Below are 23,119 nucleotides of genomic sequence, written 5' to 3' on the forward strand. Positions count from 1 at the left end.
TAGTCATCCGTTACGCCCGCAGTCGCAGGCGTTGCAGCAAAGACGAAGTGGCGCCCAGGGCGTCACGCAATTGGGCGGCGGTGATGGTGCGCTTGGCCGCATCGAAAGCCAGCGCCGTTCGCAGGGCTGGCCAGCAGTGTTTGGGTAGGTTTCGAGGTGCATGCAGCTCGCGGTCGAGGCGCCCGTCGCGGGCTTCGGTCGACGGCAAGCGACGGAACGGGTGTTTGCCGCCCGCCAGTTCGTAGAGCACGCAGGCCACGCCGTATACGTCTGCGCTGGCCGAGAGTGGCTGGCCTTCGAGCAGTTCGGGGGCGGCGTAGCCGGGGGTCCAGGCATTGAAGCGGTCGCGGCTCAGGTGCGGCAGGCCGGGCAAGATGCCCTCTTCGGCCTGGCCAAGACCGAAGTCGAACAGGCGCACGCCCTCTTCGCTGAGCATCACGTTGCTCGGTTTCATGTCGCCGTGCAGCACGCCGCGAGCGTGGGTGTAGGCCAGTGCGTCGAGCAGCGGCAGCGCAATGTCGCGCAGCTCGAACCACGGCAGGCCCAGGGGCCGCTCGCAGAGTAATTTGTCCAGGGTCAGCCCACGCATGAGTTCCATGGTGATGAAGGCCCGCTGGCAGTCGGTGTCCACTTCGAAGGTGTGCAAACGCAGCACGTTGTTGTGGCGCAGTCGTCGGGTCAGGGTGAACTCGCTGTAGAGCAAGGCACTGGCGTCCGGCGATTCGGCAAATTCTTCGCTGAGGATTTTCAGCGCAATGTAAGGGTCGGGATCGCCGAACTGTTCGCGCAGCAGATCCCGCGCACGGTAAACCGCGCCCATGCCACCGGCCCCCAGCAGACGCTCGATGCGGTAACGTCCCGCGAGCACGTCGGGCAGTTCACCGATGCTGGCCCGGGTCGGCGCCAGCGCAGGTTTGGCCTGATGCGGCTTTCCGTTTAGCGACGTGGCGAAAGCGAAGTAAGTCAGGTTATTGGCTTCTTCCTCGGTCACCAGCAAGTCGTCGATCGGTGGCATGAATTCAGTCATTGGCGGATCACCACGGCAGTCAGGTTATCCCGGGCCGAGCCACGCAGAGCGCCGTCGAACAGACGCTCCAGCGCAACGTGCGGCGCGGTCAGGCTCAGGGCGTTGCCCAGGGCATCACTAGTCAGCCCTTGATACAAACCGTCGCTGCACAACAGAAACGCATCGCCGGGATAGACCTCGAGTTCCAACACATCCAGTGTCAGTTGCTCGGCAGCGCCGACCGCACGGGTCAGCGCATGAGCGGCAGGATGTGCGCGAGCGTCTTCGACGCTCATGTTCTGTTCGTCGATCAGTTGTTGTTGCAGCGAATGGTCCTTGGACAGCTGATACAAACGCTGGCCGCGCCACAGGTAGCAGCGGCTGTCGCCGGCCCAGATGCAGGCCGCGCGATTACCTTCCACCAGCAGCGCCACCACGGTGCTGCCCATGATGCTGTCGTGACGGCCGGCGGTGACGGTCAACTCCTGACCCAAGCGGCGGTTGAGCCAGTGCAGACACTGGCGAATACCTTTGAGTCGTTCGTCGAAGTCATCCTGCACCGGCAATTCCGCCAGGCTGGCGACGATCAACTGGCTGGCGATGTCGCCACCCTGATGACCGCCCATGCCGTCCGCGACCACCCACAGCCCCTGCTGTGGACAGTCGAGAAAAGCATCTTCGTTGCGCGCCCGAACCTTGCCCGGATCGGTACGCGCAGCGCTGCGCCAGGGGCTGGCAACCAGCATCAGAGCTGCACCGGCATACGGAAGGTGCGCAGCACGCCCATGTCGAACGGGTTCGGCGTGCGCTGGCTCGACAGCAAGTAGTTGGCGCGCAGGCCGCCCACGTCAGCCTTGAGCACCAGCACGTCGCGACCGGTCAGGTACTCGGTCTGCATCAGGTCGAACAGACGGAACAGCGACCATGGGCCGGTGTTCTTCTCGATACCAATCGGGCGGCCGGCCATTTTGTCGAGGACCAGGCTGGTGCGACCGTCTTCGGCGTCGGTCGGCCATTTGAACGACACCGGCACGATCGGGCCGTGGCGGTATTCGATGGTCTTGTCGCCAAACTTGAACTCGGAACGGCTGACGGCCGGGTCAAGGGTGTACGGTTCCAGTTTGAACTGCACTTGCGGCTCGGCCGGGTTGATGGCGAAGAAGCTCTGGCGGATCACTTGTGCCGCGGCCATCTGGTCGAGGTAGACCTTGGAGATCGGCATGCTGTGACCGTCGATGCTGCGCAGGCGGTAGTTGCCTGGATCGCCACTGACGAATGGACGCATGTAGGTATCGAAGAACCGATCGGCGATGCCCTGGGCCTTGAAGAACTCGCGGAAGTCGCTGATCGCGACGTCGCTGGTGCTGTGGGCACTGAACGGGTAACGCTTGTTGATCGCCTTGCCGTAGAAGCTGTACAGCTCGCTCTGATAACGCTGGTTCAGGTACTGGTAGGAATCGCTGAGCACCAGACGCCAGGTGTCCTCGGCCAGCACGTTGAACCACACGCTCACCGGGCGTGGCAGACGGTTCGACGCATTGCGCAGGTTGCTCAGCGCATCACGCTGGCCGCTCATGCGGGTCTTGGCCATTTCGAACGCGGCCTGCTCTGGCGAACTGGCGCGGGCCAGGCTGGCCATTTGCATTTGCAGGTCGTTGAGTGCTTGCAGGGCCGGAGTCAAATCAGCGGCCGGGCCGTTGTTGTCATCCAGCAGGCGGTGCAATGGTTCGAAGCGACGTTGCAGGGATTTCTTCGCGGTGTCCGGCAGGTTTTTGGTCGCGGCCATGTCAGACGCCGCATCCGCTGCGGCCGACGCCAGTTTGCCCAACTTGCCGAGCTTGCCCTTCTGCTCGCCCAGTTTCGCGGCGGCATCGGCGGCTTCATCAACCGGTTCGGCTTCCGCCGGGAAACGGGTGTTCTCGCGCACTTCCACCAGCAGTTGCAGCACCGGGGAATTGGCCGATGTCAGGCCCGCCAGTTGCTCGGCACCCTCACTGAAATCGCTGATCGCGGGCAGTGCCACCTGGCCGACCGCTTCACTCCAGAAGTTGGCGTAGTCGCGGAAGTACAGCTGCTCCAGTTCGACCATCAGGCGACGTAAGTCCATGCCGCTGATGCCCGAGCCTTCGCCCAGCACCCAGTTGTCGCGCAGGATATCGGTAACCAGCGCGGCACCCTGGACCGAGAAGTACTGCTGATAGCCTTGCTGGGTGTAGAACCCCGGAATCACGTAATCGGTGCCGACAAACAACGAACCCTGCGGGCCGATGTGTTGGCTCAGGCGGTATTCCGGCAGGTTGCGAGCCTGCTCGCGCAGCATCCGGTAAACCACGTTGGCCAGCGACTCGCTGCGCAGCACCTGACGCGCCTGCGCCACCAGTTGTTCGTTGAGCGGGTAGATAAACGGCTGCTTGAGCAAACGCTCGAAGTGGGTGTTCAAACCATTCTGCACCGCTGTGTTGCCGGCGTAGCGCAGGGACCAGTCAGTGGCGACCCAATCCTTGAGCCATGCCGCATCACGGCGATCTTTCATGTTCAGCATCAGGTACGCACGCAAGCTGTTGAGCAGGCGTTCGCGGTCCTTCATGTTGGCGCGGATCTGCCCTTCCAACAGCGTCGCAACCCGTGGCAGCAGTTGCGCTTCGAGCTCACGCTCGTAGGCGCTCTTGACCACCGGATTGGCGTCTTCGCCTTGGTACAGGCCGCCGCGCTCGTGGTACGACACGTCGCCTTTGTTCGGGAAGACTTGCGTCGCCGCGTAGCTGGTGTCGAGGGTCTTGAGCACCGCCATGGAGTCATCGCGTGCGGTCAATGCCGAGCGTTGTTGCTTCCAGGTTTGTGCCAGGGAACGCAGGCTTTCCAGACGCTCATAGTTGGCCGAGAACCCACCGGCCCAGAGCATGCCGAACAGCGCCAGTGCCGCCAGTGCGCCCACGTACAGGGCACGTTGGCCCCAGTGGATGCGGCTGCGTTCGCGCTTGTCCAGACCGGCCAGGTCGGCCTCGGGGAAGATCACCCGGCTGAGCAAATGGTGAATGAACCGCGAACGGCCGCTGCGCAGGGTCGGCAGCATGCCGGCGTTCATGCCCAGGCTGGCGCCGATGCCGGCGGTGGTCTGGTCCATCTGTTGAGTCAGGTGCGGCGCGCTGGTCAGGTAGAAACCGCGCAACTGGCTGACACGCTGGTAGCGGTTGCCGGTGAACGCCAGGTCGACGAACAGGCACAGGCGCTCGCCGATCTGCCCCAGTTGATGCGGGAAATCGAGGATGCGGCCACGGCGCTGGGTGTCGCGCTCCTGGTGCATGCGCATGATCACCTGGCTGTTGAGGCGACGCAGCAGCTCTTCGAACTCGGCGCGCAGCACGGTCACGTCGGTGCCGCTCTGCTCTTTGCGGAAGCTGGTGCCGAGGACCTGATCGCTTTCTTCGCGGGTCAGTTGATCGAAGAACTCGTCGAAACCGAGCAGGCGATCGGCCTTGCTCAACACCAGATAAATCGGCACATCGACGTGCAGTTTCTGATGCACGTCTTGAAGACGCGCACGCACCTGGCGGGCCAGGGTTTCGAGGTCCTGCTCGCTGCCGCCCAGCAGGGTTTCCACCGGAATGGTCACCAGCACGCCGTTCAACGGACGGTTACGGCGACGCTTGCGCAGCAGGTCGAGCAAGGTGCTCCAGGCACTGCCATCGACTTCGGCATCCGGCTGGGTCAGGTAACGCCCGGCGGTGTCGATCAGCACGCCGTGGTCGGCGAAGTACCAGTCGCAATGCCGCGTGCCGAGGGTGTCGCGGGTGAGTTTGCGGTCGATCTTGTTGATCGGAAACTCAAGGCCCGAGAAGTCCAGCAGGCTGGTCTTGCCGCTGCCCTGGGGGCCGATCAGCAAGTACCACGGCAAATCACTGCGCCAGCGTTCGCTGCGGCCGCGATACAGGCTCGAGGTTTTCAGGGTTTTCAGGGCGTCCTTGAAACGCACCTTCAACTCTTTCTCTTCTTCGTCGATCAGCTCTTCACGGCGGATACGGTCCTGGCCGTCTTCGGTGGCTTCCACAGCTTTTTTGCGCACACCGGCGCGCCAGCTGACGAAGACCATGGTCAGGCCCCAGATCAGGAACAGCACACTGATGGTCAGCAAACGGGAGGTCGAACCTTCCCAGAATTTGTAGTCATTGACCGCCAGCAGCGGCCCGACGAACCACACCAGCAGCGCAACGAACAGCACCAGCAGCAGGGTCCAGACCCAGGTCTGGCGCAGGAAGGCGCCGACTTTCTTGAAAAACTTTTTCATCACACGTCCCTGTTTACGGCTGCGACTGCGGCTGAGCCGTGGCCGGATCAAGCTGCTGATAAGGTTGCAGAACGGTTTCGCGTTGTTCGCCCAGCACCCAGGCAAAGCCCGAATACATCACCACCAGGCAGACCACGGTGAACAGCACCACCATCCACGCCGGCACGATGCGCACCAGGCTGCGACGCTGATCGTTCAAGCCTTCCCAATGCGGCGACAACTCGCGAGGCACGTCGCCGCGCAGTTGGCGAATCTGCCGATACAGGGCGTCGCGGATGCCTTCGAGCTCGAGCATGCCGCGGGCCTGCACGCGGTACTTGCCTTCGAAACCGAGGGACAGGCACAGGTACATCAGCTCCAGCATCGGCAGGTGCTTGACCGGGTTTTTCGACAGGCGATCCAGCAGTTGGAAGAACTTCTCGCCACCGAAGGTTTCGTTGTGGAAGCTGCTGAGCAGGCTCATCTGCGACCATTCGCTTTCGTTGCCCCACGGCGTGGTCACGACGGCTTCGTCAACCACGGTGCAAAGCACGTAACGCGCAGCCATCACCTGGCTGCTTTCGGCACCGTTGTGCAGCGCCCGCACTTCAAACAGTTTCAGCCCGGCGGTCAGCCGCTCGTTGAGCGCGTACAGGTCTTCGCGGGTGTCGCTGTGCTTGAGCCGCACCACTTCCGACAGCAGTTCGGACGCCGCCGCCACCAGCGAGTTGAGGCTGATGTTGAACGCTTCGGCCGGGCGCAGGCGCGCGGCGTAGATCATCCGTTCTTCCAACTGTTCAAAACGCGGCGGTGCCGCGAAGTCAGTCAGCGGACTCGAGGCCGGGCCGTGGCCCTGGCGGTCGAGCAGGACGGTTTTGTCGTCCTGGGTGTGTTCCATGTCCTTGATCATGTCGGTCAGTTCCTGATGGCCCAGAATTTCAGTTCAAGCTCGGCGAATTCGCCGGACACGTGGAACGCGAAGCCACCGGAGCGTTCGAGTTGCGCCAGGTCTTCGGAACTGAGTTCGAGGATGAAATAGGTTTTGTTGGAGTGGAACGCGATCTGCCGTGGGGCCACCGGCAACGGTTTGACCTTGATGCCCGGCAGGTGCAGGTTGACCAGTTGGCGGATGCGCTCCACCGGGCCGACCTTGAGGTGCGCCGGCAGGCGATGGCGCAGTTCTTCGGAGTCGCAGTTGGCACTGGCAGCGAGCACGAACGAGGCCGAGCCCAGCAGTTTGTGGTCGTGCAGCGGCGATACGATGATCCCGTACTGACGTGCTTGCAGCACCAGTTCGATGGCGTGCTGTTCGAGCACCATCGACAGCACCTGACGAATCGCTTCCATCAGTTTGCGGAAGCTCGCGCCCTGGTCGCTGTGCTGGTAGCGGCTGTCCAGACGCGGGCGTTTGCTGTCGCTGGAAAACGTCGCCAGGTCGCCGAGCATGGTCAGCAGCGTGCGGTACAACTCTTCCGGGTGAACCTGTTCCAGGCCGAGGTAATGGCGCAGCAACAATTCAGTGCGGTTGATCAGTTGCAGCATCATGAAGTCGCCGACTTCCGCGCCGCCGACCTTGCCGTTGGAGCGGATCCGGTCGGCGATGGTGTCGCCCCGGTGGCCGAGCATGCTGATCACTTCTTTGAGGCACGACAGCAGGTAGCTGGACGAGTGCGCCTGAATGTAGGTCGGCACGAAGTCCGGGTCGAGGCTGATCACGCCGTCCGGCGTGGTGTCGAGCACTTCGCAGATCTTCAGCTTCACATAGGCCTGGTCACTCTGCTGCTCGCCGAGCAATAGCTTGAAGTCCGGACGGGCGCAGCTGACCTGGCTGGCGGAGTCGTCGCCGGCGTTGGAGTCGGCCACTTCCGCTTCGTACGCGGTGTAGCGCGCCAGCACGTCGGATTGCTCCGGGCGACGGGCCTCGATGTGGTTACCAGTCACCAATGGCAACGCCAGGTAGATCGGCGTGTTGCCGGTATTCGGCGGCACGTCCAGGGCCAGCGGCTCGGTGTTGCCGCCCAGTTCGAACAGGCTGCCGTCGGGCAGAATCCCCGAGGCCTGGCTGATCACCAGTTTGCCCATGTTGAGGAACTGCAAGTCGATTTCCAGGTTGAGGAAGCCCCAGGTGTAGCTGCCCAGCAACTGGGTACGGGTTTTCATCTGGTGGTCGTAATAGCGATCGTTGTGCTGGAAGTGCTGCGGGCGCAGCAGCATGCCTTCCTGCCAAATGACTTTATGGGCATTCATGTTCAGTCAACCGCCTTGGCGAGCGTTTCGTGGGTGTTGCGGATGCCGGCCTGATCGAGGGTCAGGTCAGCCGCGGTGACTTGCACCGGAGTGATTTGCACCGTGTAGCGCCACTTGGTTTCCGGCAGGTCGCGGTAGGCGGCGAGCACGCCGACGTAGCGGCTGCCCTCTTCCACGCTGAGCTTGAGCTCGACGGTTTCACCCGGGCGCAGTTCCAGCTCTTCGCTGGCCACCAGGTCCGGGGCCAGGGATTCCTTGGCGCGCTCGTAGAGGCTGAAGAAATCAGCATTCTCGAAGGCCACCGGGTGCTTGAGCTCGAACAGGCGCACAACGATTGGCGACGGACGACCGTTGAGGTCCGGGTTCAATTGATCGCTGGCGGTCAGCTTCAGGTTGAGTTTGGTCACGGTGGAATACGGCGACAGCGACGAGCAACCGGCCAGCAGCACCAAAGCAGCGAACGCAGTCAGCATCTTGAAAAAAGCGGTGGAACAGCGAGACATGCGCATCATCCTTGGTGGTCGGTGTGAAGGGTGGAAATCAAGCGGATCTGTTCTTCGTAGGCCTGGGCGAAGTCGCGGGCCAGCAGGCGCTCGCTCCAGTCATCGTCCTGACGCAGGGCCTGGTGATAACGCCCGTAAGCTCTCCAGCGACTGCCGGAGGTGGCGAGCAACGGCTTGTTGTCGCGCTCGAAACGCAGAGTCAGCTGTTGCGGCGAGAAGTGCTCCAGGGTGCCGCGAACGGCGGCGCGGCTGGCGGTCAGCAAGGCCACCTGATGCGCCTGCAAATCGCGGAACGCACGGGAGATCGCTTGCTCGGCCGGCAATTGGCCCGGCTTGTTGCCCTGCAACAGAATGCCCAGCGCTTCACCGGCATCGACGGCGAATTTCAGTGGGTTCTTGTGGGTGCCTTGCACGGTGGTCTGGGCCAGGCGCAGTTCGTTTTTCAGCTCGCTGCGGGTGCGCAGGCTCTGCTGCAAACCGCCGACGCTCTGCTTGAGCAGGCGCGCGGCGTTCAGGGCCAGGGCTTCGCGGGCGTCGTGGTCGAGGCCTTTGAGATCCACGCCCAACGCCGCACCGAAGTGCTCCCAGAAACCTTCGCTCTGGCGCTCCACCGCTTTTGGCGGCGGGGCTGGCGCAGGTTCTGCCGGGGCGTCGATCAGCTCCGGCACCATCAGGCTTTCCATGTCGATGCGCGCGTAGTCGGCGCGCTGACGGGTATCCTCGATCACCGTGCTCGGGGAAATCAGCTCCTCGATCTCCGAGTACACGCGTTCTTGCTGGTCGAGGGCATTGAGCGGGTCGAGGTCGAGGAACGCATCGTCCGGAATGATGCTGCCTGCCGCTTGCGGGCGGCCGACTTCGACGTCGAACGTGGCCGGGTCGCGCACCAGCCGCGCACGGATCTCGAAGTCGCCCAGCACGTACACGCTGCCATGTTCGATGCGCATCGGCTCGCCCTTGCGCAGACGTGCGCCACTTTCGCTGTCCTGGATACCGTTGCTACTGGTATCGGTCAGGAAAAACGTGCCTTCGCGGTAGCTGATCACCGCGTGGTGGTTGGACAGGTGACGCTTGCGGTCGGGGATGATCCAGTCGCAGTCCTCGCCCCGGCCAATCACGCCACCGGCCTGTTTGAAGGTCTTCTGGCACAAATCCGTGGGCACGAACTGCTTGGTGTTCAGCATTTCGAAAACCAGTTCCATGATGATGCTCCTTGCGGTCACTTGCCGCGATTGACCGCCTGCGGATCACCCAATGGGCGATAGGTGTTGTCGTTGTATTTGTAATTGCCGCTACAGCCGCCGAGGCCGCATAGAACGACGAGGGTCAGCAGGACGGCTTGCCAGTGACGAACAGGCATCAGAGGGTCTCCAGGGGTAGACAAAGCACAAAGCGCCGACCCTTTCGGGTGGCGCTGTTAGAAGCGAATGAGGCGGATCCGACGGTCTTTTGCCTACCCATCGAAATCACCCAGATTGATATTCAGCCGCCCGAGGCGGTACAGCAGCGTGCGCCGTGGCAGCCCGAGTTCGCGGGCGGCGAGGGTCTGGTTGCCGTCGTTTTTGCGCAGGCAGTCGAGCAGCAGACTGCGCTCGACCTGCTCCAGGCGTTCGCGCAGGTTCAAGCCGCTGCTGTCCTCCGGCATGGCTTCCATGCGCAACGAGAAATGCTCGGCCAGCAACTCGCCGCCTTCGCACAGCAAGACCGCGCGCTCGACCAGGCCTTTGAGTTCGCGAACGTTGCCGGGGAAGGCATAACCGGACAGGTGATCCAGCGCCGCGTCGGACCAGCGCACCGCGTCGCGCTGCAAGAACGAGCAGGCCTTGTCGGCGAAGTGCCGCGCCAGGTCGAGGATGTCGCCTTCGCGCTGACGCAACGCCGGCAGCTCGATCGGGAATTGCGCGAGGCGGTAGTACAAGTCCTCGCGGAACTTGCCTTCGCTGACCAGCACCGACAAATCCCGGTGCGTCGCGGCAATGATCCGCACGTCGATCTTGTGGGTGTCGTTGGACCCCAGCGGGCGGATCTCGCCCTCCTGCAATACCCGCAGCAATTTGGCTTGCAGGGACAGCGGCATGTCGCCGATTTCATCGAGCAACAAGGTGCCGCCATTGGCCGCATCGAACAGCCCGGCACGGTCGCGATCGGCACCGGTGAAGGCGCCTTTGCGGTAGCCGAACAGCTCGCTTTCCAGCAGGTTCTCGGGGAACGCCGCGCAGTTCTGCACGATGAACGCCTGGGACCGGCGCGGGCCGCAATCGTGAATCGCCCGCGCGACCACTTCCTTGCCGGTGCCGGTCTCACCGCGCAGCAGCACGGTGTAGGGGCTGTGCAGGACTTTGCTGATCAACGAGTAGGTCTGGCGCATCGCCGCGCTCTTGCCGATCAGGCCATAACCGCTGGCGCTCGGGACGTTGAGTAGCGCCGGGCGTGTATCACCGGTCGGCTGACGCAAACGTTGCAGCAAGTGCAACTGACCGAGCACGAACGAGCCCAGTTGACCGAGGGAATCGGCAAACCCTTGCAGGTCGATCTGGCGGCGACTGGCGCACAGCAGCAAACCTTCGACAGCCTTCTGCTGATTGACCAGCGGCACGCACAGCAACGACTGCCAGGGCGTGGCCTGGGGCGGCAGGAAACTGGTTTCGTGCAGGCTGCCGCTCAGCTCGCCGAGGCACACCACGCGGTTCTGGCACAGGGCGAATTGCAGCAGTTGTTCACCGTTGTAATCCGCCGGCAGGCTCGCCCCTTCCCGGGGTTGCAGAATGCCGTTCAGGCACTCGGCATTCATCCCCAGGCAGGTGTGGGTCGCGTCCAGCAGGTACAACTGCGTCAGTTCGCAACCGCTGAGCTCGGCCACCCCGCGCACGAAGTCACCCAGCAACACAGCGCTGTCCGCCGCCCGCGACAGGCTGGCGAACTGCGCCAGCAAGGCTTCGGCATAGACCAGCGGTTGCGGCACTTGAGTGAACATCACACCCACCTCAGGCGAACTCGCACGTCACGCTGGCATTGCCGTCTAGCGTCGCATGCACGCGCTTGAGGCTTTCACCGGTGGCCATCGCATCGAGCAAACGGTCGGCCACCAGCGGCAGCACATGCAGGTCGAGCAAGTGGTCGATCAGGCGCGCACCGCTGTCGCTTTGGGTGCAGCGTTCGGCCAGGTGATCGACAAGGTCCTGGGAGTAAGTGAAATCCAGCTGACGACGGTTCAGGCGCTCGCCCAGACGACCGAGTTTGATTTCGATCAGCTCGCGCAGCACCGGGCCGCCCACCGGGTAGTAAGGCACCACGCGCATGCGTGCCAGCAACGCCGGTTTGAAGTGCTTGCTGAGCACCGGGCGAATGGTTTCTTCGAGGACTTCGGCGGTCGGCCGCGCGCCGTTTTCGCAGAGCTCACTGATGCGGTCGCTGCCCAGGTTCGAGGTCATCAGAATCAGCGTGTTGCGGAAGTCGATCTCGCGCCCTTCCCCGTCGTTGGCCACGCCTTTGTCGAAGATTTGGTAGAACAGGTTGAGCACGTCCGGGTCGGCTTTTTCGACTTCATCGAGCAGCACCACCGAGTACGGTTTCTGCCGCACGGCTTCAGTGAGCATGCCGCCCTCGCCGTAACCGACATAGCCCGGCGGCGCACCGATCAGACGCGACACGGTGTGCTTCTCCTGGAACTCGGACATGTTGATGGTGGTGATGAAACGATCACCGCCGTACAACAAATCAGCGAGGGCCAGTGCGGTTTCGGTCTTGCCGACGCCGCTCGGGCCGACCAGCAGGAACACGCCGACCGGGGCATCCGGTTTGTTCAGGCCTGCGGCGGTGGCGCGCATCGAACGGTCCAGCGCATGAACCGCTTGCTCCTGACCACGGATGCGCGTGCGCAGGTCGGTGGCGAAGCTTGCGACCTTGGCGTTGTGTTCGCGGGCCAGTTGCGCCAATGGCACACCGGTCCAGGCGCTGATCACTTCGGCCACCAGACGCGGGCAGACTTCGAAGCTCACCAGACGTTCTTTGACTTGCAGCTCGGTCAGGGTTTTGTGGGTTTCGTTGAGCGCCGCTTCCAGGGTTTCGACGCTTTGCGCTTCGTCTACGGGCAGCGATTCGATCACGGTGCCTTCGGCGTCTTCCTCGACCGTGATGGTCGGCTCGACGGCGGCGGCTTCGCGAGCCTTGGCCAGTTGCTGACGCAGCTCCAGCAGGCGCTCGGCCAGTTCTTTCTGCTCGGTCCACAGCGTTTCGAGGGCGACCTTTTCGTCTTCGGCGTCGGCCAGGCGATCTTCCAGAGCGTCCAGCGCTTCGTGATCGATCAGCAAACCGGCTTCGGCATCACGACGCAGGGCCTGACGCTGACGGCCACCTTCGGCCAGTTCGCCACGCAGGCGTTCCAGGCTTTCCGGGGCGGCGGCGAGGCTGATGCGCACGCGGGCGCAGGCGGTGTCGAGCACGTCGACGGCCTTGTCCGGCAGCTGACGACCCGCCAGGTAACGGGCGGACAATTCGGCTGCTGCAACCACCGCGTCATCGCGCAGGTAAATGCCGTGGCTCTTCTCGTAGACCTGAGCCAGGCCACGCAGGATGGTCACCGCTTCGCTGACAGTCGGTTCGTGCAGTTGCACCGGTTGGAAACGACGGGCCAGGGCCGGGTCTTTCTCGAAGTATTTTTTGTACTCCGCCCAGGTGGTGGCGGCGATGGTGCGCAACTCGCCACGGGCCAGGGCGGGTTTCAACAGGTTGGCCGCATCAGAACCGCCGGCGTTGCCACCCGCGCCGATCAGGGTGTGGGCTTCGTCTATGAACAGGATGATCGGTTTCGGCGAGGCTTTGACTTCGTCGATCACGCCTTTGAGGCGACGTTCGAATTCGCCTTTGACGCTGGCGCCGGCCTGCAACAGGCCCATGTCCAATGACAGCAGCTCGACGCCTTTCAAGACTTGCGGCACTTCGCCGGCGGCGATGCGCGAGGCCAGGCCTTCGACGATCGCGGTTTTACCGACGCCGGCTTCACCGACCACAATCGGATTGTTCTTGCGGCGGCGAGCGAGGATGTCGACCATCTGACGGATCGCGCCATCGCGGCACAGCACCGGGTCGAGTTTGCCGTCGCGGGCCTGCTGGGTCAGGTTGTGGGTGAAGCGCTCCAGCAGCGATTCGCCGGGCACCGCCGGTTTGCCGGTGGCCGGTTGTTCTTTCTGCGACAGGGCGAATTCTTTCAGGCGCTCGATGTTCAGCTTGGCCAGCAACGACTGATAACGGCTGCCGGCGTAGCGCATCGGGTTGCGCAGCAGCGCGAGGATCAACGCGGCTTGCTCGACCTGGCTCTGACCCAGTTCGAGGTTGGCCACCAGCAAGGCGTCTTGCAGCCACTGCACCAGTTCCGGGGCGAACACCGGATTGCGCGAGGCGCTGTGCTCGACCCGCGATTGCAGCGCGGCGCTCAGCTCGCCGGCGTCCACTTCGGCGTCCTGCAACGCCCGTGCGAGCAGGCCTTGCGGGCGCTCCAGCAGGCCCAGCAGCAAGTCTTCGACGAGGATCTTGCTGCCGCCACGGGCGACGCAGCGCTCGGCAGAACTTTCCAGATCACGACGGGTTTCGGCGTCCAGCGCCTGGATAAGTTGTTGCAGGTCTACGTTGATCATGTGTCATCTGTCCTTAATGAATTTTGCTGCCCAGGGTCACCACGCCGTCCGCTTTTTCGCGGCCGAGCCAACTGGTCCACCCCAGGCGACAGGCGTTCTGCTCACCGATGCGCAGTTCGCGGATTTCTTCCTGGCGCAGCACCAGGCGAATGTCGTAATCGAGCGGGTCACGCAGGGTGAACCGCACCAGCGCGCACAACGGCTGGTAGCCGAAACCGATCGGCAGGAATTCGTGAAAGCGTTGCCAGTCGAGCTCGCGGATGTGAATGCGGAATTTGCCGCTGCGGTCGCGTACGTGTTCACCCAGCACCAGGTCTTCGCCGAGCATGCTGTTGCCGCGACCGAGGCGATTGCGTTGCTCGTCGAGGATTTCGACGCGGCGCTCGATGCACTGCTCGATAGTCAGTTCGGCGTGCTTGAAGTAGTAACGCAGTACCGCTTCGATCAACGCCGCCGAGTGCGCCCGCAAGCTGAGCAGGCCGAGGTACGGCAGCAGGCGTTTCCAGTTCAGTTCCTGAGCCTTGCGGATCTCTTCGCCACCAAGGCCGATCAGGGCAAACAGTTGCGCCGAAAACGGATCGAGCGCGCCGCTCTGGAAACTGGCGCGGTAGCGGTATTTGCGCCAGATCGGCAGCATCAGCCGTTGCAGGCGATGGTGGAACAGGTCGAGGAAGTTACGGGTCGGGTTGCCGTCTTCGCTGTCGCCCAAGGCCTGTTCACCGTAAAACGCAGGCAACGGTGAACCGGAACCGACCAGGCCGATCAGGTTGAAACGCAGACGCGCACGCATCTGCCCGTGCTCTTTGAAAAACTCCACGCGATCGACGTCACTGCCAGGGAAACCCAGGCTCGGGTTGGCCTGGAATTCCAGCTGGTCGTACAGGTCGTCTTCGCTCAGGTGCGGGTGTGCATCGCGCAGCCGGTCGATCACCAGCAGCACGGCCTGAAACAGCGAGTACTCGCGTATTACCCGGGTCAGCCCGCTTAAAGCAGGGGCTGCAGGCCCATACGTGGTGTCCATTGGTACACCTCTCCCTGTGTGCTTTTTACCCGCAGCTCGTGGTACGAATTGAGACTGGCGTAAAGCGCGAAAAACTCGTTAAGAACCGAAGCGAACACGAACAGGTCGCCCTCGCCGATATACCCTTCCGGGTCGATAGTCAGCTCGGTGCGCAACCCGCGAACCGGCAACCCTCGGTGCAATCTGTCGACATGCTGGTGCTTGATCGACTTGAGCCCGCCCAGCAGGCGTTTGCTGACTTTTTCCGCGTGCTGGTCGTAGTAGCGCGGCAGGTCGTAGGTTTCGAGAATCACCTTCAACGCATTGACGTCGGCCAGCGACAGGTAGTTGAGCGACATGTTGCTGATCAGCTTCCAGAGGAAGTCGCGGTTCAGCGGTGGCGCGAAACTCGAGGTGGCCGGGGTGATGTTGCGGAAGCTCAGAAACTCCGGCGTCTCTTCACAGGCCATGCAGATGTCGCCGAGCTTGAGCTTGCGCGGCAGGTTCTGGTTGGTGCACATCAGCTCGATCGACAGGGTTTCGTGGGCTTCGGTATGGCGGATGCCGAAGCTCAAGTAGGTGTCGAGGCCATCGTGCAGCAAGGACGAACGCTGGCGGATGCTGTAATGCGGACGGCTGGTGGGCACGTCGAAACTCGGGTCGTGCTCGAAGGATTCGAACGGCACGTATTCCTGATAACCGAGGCCGCCGGGCTTCCAGCCAGTCACGGTTTCCACCGAAAACACGCCGCAGTTTTCCAGGTCGTATTCGGCCGGCAGCAGCAGGTATTCGTCCTGCTTGCCGTCGAGGCGGATCGGCAGCGCATCGTGCTCGAACAGGTTGACGATCGGCGTGCAGTAGAGCTTCACGTTGTCCAGGGTCGGGCGCATCCGCATGATGCCGCTCTTGCGAATATCGAAGCGCAATTCCAGGCCGCGCATCTGCTTGAGCGTGTCTTCCGGCAGTGCCTTGAGCAGGTCCAGACCGTTGATATCAACGAACAGGAATTTGTCCTGGAAGGCGAAATATTCCTGCAGGTAGCGATAGCCACGGAAGGTGTTCAGCGGATACGGGATCAACGCTTCTTCTTCGGCAAAACCCACCGGCTGCACGCGGTCGCCGGGCATTTTGAACGCCATCGGCTGACCGCTTACGCCGTTGATGGGCTTGCCGGCGCCATCCAGCGGGATCAGCTCGATGCCTTCGAGGTTGCGCAACAGGCTCAGGTACAGCATCTGGCTGATGTAGCGCTCACCGGCAAAGTGCAGACGCAGACGGCTCAGCTCCAACTCGCCGAGGTGACCATCCGCGCTCATCTCCAGCCGCAGGCTCAACAGCGAACCGTCACCCTTCACCGAGTAATTCAGCGCGGCCAGATCCAGCGGTAACACCTCGGTCGGGTAGCACGTACGGAAACGGCAGCGCACATCATCGACCGGCACACTCTCCACCGGCGTATCACGCTCGACCCTCAACGCCGGCCCGGAACGCTTCAACGGGTCGAACTGCAAAATGCTGAACGCCGGCAGCGGCCGCATGTAGTTCGGCCACAGCAACTGCATCAGCGAGTGGCTGAGCTCCGGCAACTCGTCGTCGAGCTTTTGGCGCAGACGACCGGTCAGAAAGGCAAAGCCCTCCAGCAACCGCTCCACATCCGGATCCCGCCCGGCCTGACCAAGGAAAGGCGCCAACGCCGGGCTACGCTCGGCGAAACGACGACCTAACTGGCGAAGTGCGGTGAGTTCGCTTTGGTAGTAGTGGTTAAAGGACATGGATGGGCTGCCTGGTTTTGAATTTGGGTGAGCTAGATACGTGTTTTTGCTCAGTGGTCATATTTATGCGGGAGGCAAATTCAGGAAATAGGTGCCAATGCCGTGCATCACCGGTATCGCCATCAAGACAATGAACGTCAGCAACCTATGAAGCTTCGAGTTACGGCTTTTATTGCGTAGCCCAGTCAGGGCTAGAATCAGCGATAAAATGGCCAACGTACCGAATAGGTCACTGTCAGCTAATACGGCCAGATAACCGCTCATCCCTTACATCCTCTTGAGTAAAACTTCCGTTGTAGAGCAGCAGCAGTTTCAGTGCCAAAACACCACAGAAAAAAGTCTGCATTCACGCAGGCGGTAAGTTGGCATAATAACTGCCAACCACTTCGAGCAATGTAATGGACACCAGACACAAAAAAGTCAAAACTCGGTGCCACTTTGAGTTTCTAACCCTAACAAACAAATTACCAATCGCCGCAAAAAAACAAAAAATCGCCAAAGTGCCAAACAAATCACTATCAGCCAACACTGCCAAATAGACGTCAAAACTCATTTTTTATTAAACCCCATGAAATTCCAACGATACAATTGGAAGTTTTTCAAAAAGTCTTCATCCGTAGAGCCTTTAGCCATATTTTTATAATCCCACCCAACAACCGCCTTCTCATAAAATCCTTTTTCAATCGACATACCCGCATATCCATCATTCTGCGGATCAGCCATGTTAGAGCCAATCAATCTCTGAAATGTTGTATTAGGGCGGGTACTCCAACCACTAGTATTACCCTGCCTGATGTCAATTCTGGAGGTATTAATTCCGACTACGACTTGGATATGGTGCGCAACATCTCCAGGACGATCAAGAGCCTGCGCAAGGATGTCCCCGGGCATCAGGCTTTCTACTGCATCCACAGCCAGAGTATTTTCACCCACTTCCTGCATATCCGGAGCACCATAGGTCAACATGACCATTTCGCTAAAGCCGTACATATTGGAAGCGTAACGATCATGCTGCGCTGCGGTGTAATTCTCCATATTCCGGTAAGTTCTAACACCCGTTTTCAGCTTTACCGGCAATCCACGCTTAGACGCAAATTCGCATAAAACCCTCAGAGCAAAGTCTTCACACGTAAACTTATTATTTTTTACAGCGCCGTTTTTATCCCAATATTTTTCATTGATCAGTTTTTCCGCAATCAATGGTGCTTCGTCGTGATAAGCAGCAATATCTGCATCCGTCCAGAAAGCAGTCGTTTTCCAGAATACTTTATAGGTAACTTTTTTCCCGACGGGATCTGACTTTGGAGTTAACGCAATTGAGCGCGCCATCAAGGTAGACAAAATTTCGGCACTCATACCGACGCTCCATCAATCGCGGCGTGAAAATCAAAAGTTTCACCTTCTTTCCCCCCTACCAACTGGGTTCTGCCCATTGCATCACTTTGCCCGGAGATAACTTCGCCTTTGGCGGTTGTAATCTGATAAGGAATATCCTGAAGTGGATTTCCATCCTGATCTTCCATCACAACATGCTGACAATGGGAAAACAGCATCAATGGAACCGGTGGAATAAACGGTACCGGTGTATGCGAATTCCCGATAATCACTGTCCCGGACCCGGCCGTAACTTTATTACCATGAGCACCAACGGAGCCCACGGTCGCCGCCGGTTTACCGTTAATCAAAACAGTCGTTGCAAGATCGCCAACCATCGCACCACCACACGCCGAGGCATCGCCTTGGCGGGCGGCCGCGAGGCCGTCGAAGAACACGTCGCCGGAACCGGCGGCGATCGGGTTGGTGCCGTGGCCGGGGAGCGGGCAAGCGGTGGGGTCGGATACGCGGGCTGCTGGTTTGCCGGACATACGAATCTCCTTAGTTGACCTTTACTTGACCGCTGCCATCCAGGCGCGCGGCGAAACTGACCTGGCGCTTGAAACCATCAACTTCCAGCAGGCCTTCGATGCTGAAGGACAGGCGAAGCTGATCGTTGTCACGCGGCAGGGAGATGACACGCACGTTGCTCAGGCGCGGTTCGTAGGCTTCGATGAAGCTTTCGATGGCCCGGCGGGCCTGACTCAGGGAGTCGTGCAGGCTCAGGCGCATGTCATTGAGATCGGGTAGCCCGTAATCGGACAGCGTTTGCACGCTGCCCGCACGGGTGCTGAGCATCTTGGCCAGATGGGCAGCCACCGACGCCATGGCGGAAACCTCGCGGCTCCAGCCGACGCGTTTGTCCGCGTCGCCACCCAGGCGTTCGAAAAGGCTGCCGTATCCAGTCATGAGTCGCTCCGCTTACTCTTTGTCCAGCTTGCCAACCAGCGACAGGGTGAAATCGGCACCCATGTACTTGAAGTGCGGGCGCACGTTCAGGCTGACGCGGTACCAGCCCGGCTCACCGTCGACATCGCTGACGATGATCTGGGCGGCGCGCAGTGGACGACGGCCACGGACTTCGGCGCTCGGGTTTTCCTGGTCGGCCACGTACTGGCGGATCCACTTGTTCAGTTCCAGCTCGAGGTCGGTACGTTCTTTCCACGAACCGAGTTGCTCGCGCTGCAGCACTTTCAAGTAGTGAGCCAGGCGGTTGACGATCATCATGTACGGCAGTTGGGTGCCGAGCTTGTAGTTCAGCTCTGCAGCCTTGCCTTCAGCGCTGATGCCGAAGAACTTCGGCTTCTGCACCGAGCTTGCGGAGAAGAACGCCGCGTTGTCGGAGCCTTTGCGCATGGTCAGGGAGATGAAACCTTCCTCGGCCAGTTCGTATTCACGACGGTCGCTGACCAATACTTCGGTAGGAATCTTGGTTTCGATTTCGCCCATGCTTTCGAAGTGGTGCAACGGCAGGTCTTCAACCGCGCCACCGCTCTGTGGGCCGATGATGTTCGGGCACCAGCGGAATTTGGCGAAGCTGTCGGTCAGCTTGGTGCCGAACGCGTAGGCCGTGTTGCCCCACAGGTAGTGCTCGTGGCTGTTGGCGACGGTTTCTTTGTACACGAACGATTTGACCGGGTTTTCTTCCGGATCGTACGGGTTACGCAGCAGGAAACGCGGCACGGTCAGGCCAACGTAACGGGAGTCTTCCGACTGGCGGAAGCTCTGCCATTTGGCGAATTGCGGGCCTTCGAAGTGATCCTTCAGATCTTTCAGGTCCGGCAGGCCGGTGAAGCTTTCCAGGCCGAAGAATTTCGGGCCGGCGGCAGCAATGAACGGCGCGTGGGACATGCAGGCTACGCTGGACACGTACTGCATCAGTTTCACGTCCGGCGAGCTTGGGGACATGTAGTAGTTGGCGATGATCGCGCCAACCGGCTGACCACCGAACTGGCCGTATTCAGCGGTGTAGATGTGCTTGTACAGGCCCGACTGCATCACTTCCGGCGAATCTTCGAAGTCATCCAGCAGGTCGTCCTTGGAGACGTTGAGGATTTCGATCTTGATGTTTTCGCGGAAGTTGGTGCGGTCGACCAGCAACTGCAGGCCACGCCACGACGACTCCAGGGACTGGAAGTCCGGGTGGTGCAGGATTTCGTCCATCTGGCGGCTGAGCTTGGCATCGATCTCGGCGATCATGCGGTCGACCATGGCCTTCTTGACCGGCTCACCGTTGTTCTGCGGCTTGAGCAGCTCTTCGATGAACGCCGACACACCGCGTTTGGCGATGTCGTAGGCTTCGTCGTCCGGGGTCAGGCGGGTTTCGGCGATGATGCTGTCGAGAATGCTGTATTCGCCGCTCTCGTTGCTCTTTTGCTGTGCTGCGCTAGTGCTCATTGTGTTGGCTTCCTTGGCTGATGGGGGCTCAGGCGTCCTGGGCTGCGGCGTTCAGGCCCAGCTCACCGAGTACGCGACCGCGGGATTCGTCGTCGGCGAGCACGCCTTCGATGGCTTTGCGGAACGCAGGCGCGTTACCCAGCGGGCCTTTGAGGGCCACCAGCGCGTCGCGCAGTTCCATCAGTTTTTTCAGCTCGGGCACTTGCTCGACCAGCGAGGCCGGGTTGAAGTCCTTCATCGAGTTGACGCGCAGTTGCACGGCCAGTTCTTCAGTGTCGCTTTCTTCCTGAAGACGGTTCGGTACGCTCAGCGTCAGGCTCAGCTCTTGCTTGGCCAGCACTTCGTCGAAGGTCATCTTGTCGATGCTGATCGGCTTGCGATCTTCGACTTTGCGTTCGTCCTTGCGGTGGGTGTAGTCACCGATTGCCAGTAGTTTCAGCGGCAGTTCAATCTCTTCCTGAGCACCGCCGGTGGCGGGTTTGAAGGTGACGTTGATGCGTTCCTTGGGGGCTACCGAGCCTTCTTTGGCCATGGCTTTTCTCCTTGCGGTTGTGGCCCTGGGGCCTATTCGAGTACCACTTCGAGATCGAGGTGGCACAGCCTGCGATAAATCTCTTCCTTGCGTTCACGCACTGCATGGTTCTGCGGTAACAACTCGCAGCAGCTATGCAGCAAATGCAGCACTTCCAGCGCAAGATCGGGCTCCCAGGCGTGCAGGCCTGAGTCCTGTAATGTTTGGTCGAGGGTTTCGAGTTGGGTCTTGGCCAGTTCGTATTTCTTGGCCATGAAGCACAGCCGCGCGAGGGCGAACTGCCAGAAGAAGCGAACCCGCCCGCCATGGGCGCTTTGCAGGCCCTGCTTGAGAATCTGCACGGCGGCCTTGAGGCCGTCCTTGCGCAGAATCGGCATGACTTCTTCCAGGGCCACTTCCCAGGCAGGCTGGGTATCGGCGACTTCGACCTTGCGCGGCGCACTGGCGCTTTGCAGATGCGGCATGACGTGGGCGCTGATCCAGGCGCGGGTGGCCGGATCGGCGAACGGCGCGCCGTCGTGGAAACGCAACTCGATGATGCCAGGCAGGCGCTGAACCAAAAGCGCGAAGTGGATTTCCACTTCGCGCATGGCCATCTCGGCGTTCAGCCCCTGAAGGCATTCCCAGACCATTCGCTGGCCATCGAACCAGAACGGCGCCTTCGCCAGGCTCGCCTCCAGCTCTACCAAAAGATCGGCGTATTTCCCCTGGTCGAAGCGGTCCTGATAGGCCTTGAGTTTGTCTGCCGGCACGCCACGCAGGACGGTGATCTGCTCGGCATTGCGCTCGGGCACCGCGTCGATGGGCAGCCACAACAGCGTGCGATTGAGGCGCAGAGCGCGCAAGTCGGTGGCTTTCTGCTTGAGCCACCAGGCACACAATGGACGGGCGCTTTCCTGCTGAGCGCGCAAGGCCTTGTGGGCCTCTTTCTCGTTATCGATCGGCGCGCCGGGGGTGAACAGCTGGGTCGCGGCCTGCTTGACCTGGGCCACTGCGGCCCCCACCACACCGGGCTCCGGCTGGTTGTCGGCGGCACGCTGGACCATGTTTTTCAAGCGGCGGGAGATTGGCAGCAGCAACGGCGCGTCATCGCCCAGGTGCTCGGTGCACGCGGCGTCGAGGCCTTCCAGGTGCTCCACCAACTGGCGGAACAGCGGCAGCTGCTCTTTGATCGCGACGTTTTCGTTCAGCACCTGCTCAAGACGCGGCACCAACCAGCTGATGGCGGCGGAGCGGGTGCGGGACTTGTTCGGGTAAACCTCGGCCCAATGGTTTTCGCAGAGGTGGTGTAGCAAACCGAGGCCGGCCAGCAACCCCTGGAAGGATTCGCGCTGGTACAACGCCCAAGTCAGCCAAGCGCCGACACGCAAATCCTTGGACTGGGTACGCAGCAGGTTTTCACTGTTTTCGCGGATTTTCAGCCAGTCGATCTGACCGCTTTCATGCATGGACTGGGCTTTGGCCAGCTCGCTTTCCAATGCCTCATATTCGCTCGAAAAGCGAACATCCTCGCCCGCGAAATTCTCTTTGGAAACAGAGGCTTTTGCGAGTTCAAGGTAATGAGCGGAAAGTTTGCTTGAGTAGGACATCCATGGCCTTTAATTAGGATTACAGTCATACGGCCCTTGGAGTTTCAATGGCGCCGGACAGTATCAAAGAGCTGCGATGAATCTCATCCAATTGAGTTCGCGCTCTTTAAAGTGCGCGCATCCTAATCACAATGATGGCCATTAGCAAGCACCCGATTAAACAACAAGACAGCGTCGTCTCTGTTGCTTGTAGGAGATTTCCCTATATGTGACAGGGGATTCCCTGACACAAGGCTTGGCCTTTCCACCCTCCACGCGATCCCCCCGAAACCATTGAGCCAGAGCGGCCCATCAACCCTGTTCATCATCACTGAGGAATTCATATCCTGACGCTGACGCCAGCATGACAAAAATAGAAAATGAAAAATGTAGGAGCTTTCTGAAAGTTACAGCCATCCGCGAACAAAGCGTTGACTGAAAAATGCATATTAAAAAAGTGCCATCAAAATGATGGCACTTTCATATATCACCAATCCCCGGATGTGTACTTGGCTCAGCCCAAAACTTCATTACCTCCCCCCGAAACAAAAAAGTCCTTCGCTCATCGCCGGCGCAAAAAACTGAAATAATCAAACTTCGGACCATGTGTCAGCCCCCCCCCTTCCTACATCAATCCTTTTGCTGAGGATAAGCACATGTTCGCCGGCCAAGGTTTCGAACTTTGATCTCGTTTATTCACATGATTTTAAAGGGCGGGCCTTTGAAGAGATTGAAGCCATCAGCACTTTGTATTCGATCCAGGGGTTGAACTGGACAACAAATACCCTGATTTCGAGGCGGAGCATTTGTTCAGCCGATACGC

The 23,119-nt window shown here is 60.6% G+C and carries 19 protein-coding genes; all 19 read right to left on the reverse strand.

Annotation, left to right across the window (positions count from 1 at the left end; all coding sequences use genetic code 11):
• Window positions 1-10 precede the first annotated feature (10 nt).
• A complete protein-coding gene (locus PSH64_RS29535) occupies window positions 11-1,027 on the reverse strand; it encodes a serine/threonine-protein kinase (RefSeq protein ID WP_305479396.1) in 1,017 nt (338 codons plus the stop codon).
• A complete protein-coding gene (locus PSH64_RS29540; protein WP_019580447.1) occupies window positions 1,024-1,752 on the reverse strand; it encodes a PP2C family serine/threonine-protein phosphatase in 729 nt (242 codons plus the stop codon). The genes PSH64_RS29535 and PSH64_RS29540 overlap by 4 nt, the downstream gene beginning before the upstream one ends.
• Window positions 1,752-5,291: a type VI secretion system membrane subunit TssM gene (gene tssM / locus PSH64_RS29545; protein WP_305479397.1), complete on the reverse strand. Its 3,540-nt coding sequence runs from the start codon at window positions 5,289-5,291 to the stop codon at window positions 1,752-1,754. The genes PSH64_RS29540 and tssM overlap by 1 nt, the downstream gene beginning before the upstream one ends.
• 13 nt (window positions 5,292-5,304) lie before the next feature.
• Entirely contained in the window at window positions 5,305-6,180 is an 876-nt protein-coding gene (gene icmH, locus PSH64_RS29550) for a type IVB secretion system protein IcmH/DotU (protein ID WP_105342331.1), read from the reverse strand.
• A gap of 5 nt (window positions 6,181-6,185) precedes the next feature.
• The gene (gene tssK, locus PSH64_RS29555) at window positions 6,186-7,517 is read right to left on the reverse strand and encodes a type VI secretion system baseplate subunit TssK (protein WP_018927446.1); all 1,332 of its coding nucleotides are present in this window, start codon (window positions 7,515-7,517) and stop codon (window positions 6,186-6,188) included.
• A gap of 2 nt (window positions 7,518-7,519) precedes the next feature.
• Window positions 7,520-8,020: a type VI secretion system lipoprotein TssJ gene (tssJ, locus tag PSH64_RS29560; protein ID WP_105342333.1), complete on the reverse strand. Its 501-nt coding sequence runs from the start codon at window positions 8,018-8,020 to the stop codon at window positions 7,520-7,522.
• A gap of 5 nt (window positions 8,021-8,025) precedes the next feature.
• On the reverse strand, window positions 8,026-9,222 hold the full coding sequence (gene tagH / locus PSH64_RS29565; RefSeq protein ID WP_105342336.1) for a type VI secretion system-associated FHA domain protein TagH: 1,197 nt from the start codon (window positions 9,220-9,222) through the stop codon (window positions 8,026-8,028).
• Between the two features lie 17 nt (window positions 9,223-9,239).
• Window positions 9,240-9,380, reverse strand: coding sequence for a hypothetical protein (locus tag PSH64_RS29570; RefSeq protein WP_007894589.1), 141 nt, complete (start codon window positions 9,378-9,380; stop codon window positions 9,240-9,242).
• Window positions 9,381-9,473: 93 nt separating this feature from the next.
• Window positions 9,474-10,994 (reverse strand): sigma-54-dependent Fis family transcriptional regulator, encoded by a 1,521-nt coding sequence (locus tag PSH64_RS29575; RefSeq protein WP_305479398.1) that lies wholly within the window; start codon window positions 10,992-10,994, stop codon window positions 9,474-9,476.
• 10 nt (window positions 10,995-11,004) lie between these two features.
• The gene (tssH, locus tag PSH64_RS29580; RefSeq protein ID WP_105342340.1) at window positions 11,005-13,653 is read right to left on the reverse strand and encodes a type VI secretion system ATPase TssH; all 2,649 of its coding nucleotides are present in this window, start codon (window positions 13,651-13,653) and stop codon (window positions 11,005-11,007) included.
• Window positions 13,654-13,666: 13 nt separating this feature from the next.
• Window positions 13,667-14,674 carry a type VI secretion system baseplate subunit TssG gene (gene tssG / locus PSH64_RS29585; protein WP_105342343.1) on the reverse strand — a complete coding sequence of 336 codons (1,008 nt, stop codon included), beginning with the start codon at window positions 14,672-14,674 and terminating at the stop codon, window positions 13,667-13,669.
• Window positions 14,638-16,425, reverse strand: coding sequence for a type VI secretion system baseplate subunit TssF (gene tssF, locus PSH64_RS29590; protein WP_105342345.1), 1,788 nt, complete (start codon window positions 16,423-16,425; stop codon window positions 14,638-14,640). The genes tssG and tssF overlap by 37 nt, the downstream gene beginning before the upstream one ends.
• Window positions 16,426-16,488: 63 nt before the next feature.
• Window positions 16,489-16,689 carry a hypothetical protein gene (locus PSH64_RS29595; RefSeq protein WP_019650072.1) on the reverse strand — a complete coding sequence of 67 codons (201 nt, stop codon included), beginning with the start codon at window positions 16,687-16,689 and terminating at the stop codon, window positions 16,489-16,491.
• A gap of 285 nt (window positions 16,690-16,974) precedes the next feature.
• A complete protein-coding gene (locus PSH64_RS29600) occupies window positions 16,975-17,781 on the reverse strand; it encodes a hypothetical protein (protein ID WP_064621121.1) in 807 nt (268 codons plus the stop codon).
• Window positions 17,778-18,290 carry a PAAR domain-containing protein gene (locus tag PSH64_RS29605; RefSeq protein ID WP_105342347.1) on the reverse strand — a complete coding sequence of 171 codons (513 nt, stop codon included), beginning with the start codon at window positions 18,288-18,290 and terminating at the stop codon, window positions 17,778-17,780. Before PSH64_RS29605 ends, PSH64_RS29600 begins: the two co-directional genes overlap by 4 nt.
• A 10-nt stretch (window positions 18,291-18,300) precedes the next feature.
• Window positions 18,301-18,708 (reverse strand): type VI secretion system baseplate subunit TssE, encoded by a 408-nt coding sequence (gene tssE, locus PSH64_RS29610; RefSeq protein WP_018927433.1) that lies wholly within the window; start codon window positions 18,706-18,708, stop codon window positions 18,301-18,303.
• A gap of 12 nt (window positions 18,709-18,720) precedes the next feature.
• Window positions 18,721-20,196 (reverse strand): type VI secretion system contractile sheath large subunit, encoded by a 1,476-nt coding sequence (gene tssC, locus PSH64_RS29615; RefSeq protein WP_105342351.1) that lies wholly within the window; start codon window positions 20,194-20,196, stop codon window positions 18,721-18,723.
• Window positions 20,197-20,224: 28 nt separating this feature from the next.
• Window positions 20,225-20,728, reverse strand: coding sequence for a type VI secretion system contractile sheath small subunit (gene tssB / locus PSH64_RS29620; protein WP_007934526.1), 504 nt, complete (start codon window positions 20,726-20,728; stop codon window positions 20,225-20,227).
• A 32-nt stretch (window positions 20,729-20,760) separates the two neighbouring features.
• On the reverse strand, window positions 20,761-22,317 hold the full coding sequence (gene tssA, locus PSH64_RS29625; RefSeq protein WP_305479400.1) for a type VI secretion system protein TssA: 1,557 nt from the start codon (window positions 22,315-22,317) through the stop codon (window positions 20,761-20,763).
• Between the last annotated feature and the right edge of the window lie 802 nt (window positions 22,318-23,119).

Source organism: Pseudomonas sp. FP1742 (genome assembly GCF_030687145.1).
GTDB classification, from domain to species: Bacteria; Pseudomonadota; Gammaproteobacteria; order Pseudomonadales; family Pseudomonadaceae; genus Aquipseudomonas; species Aquipseudomonas frederiksbergensis_D.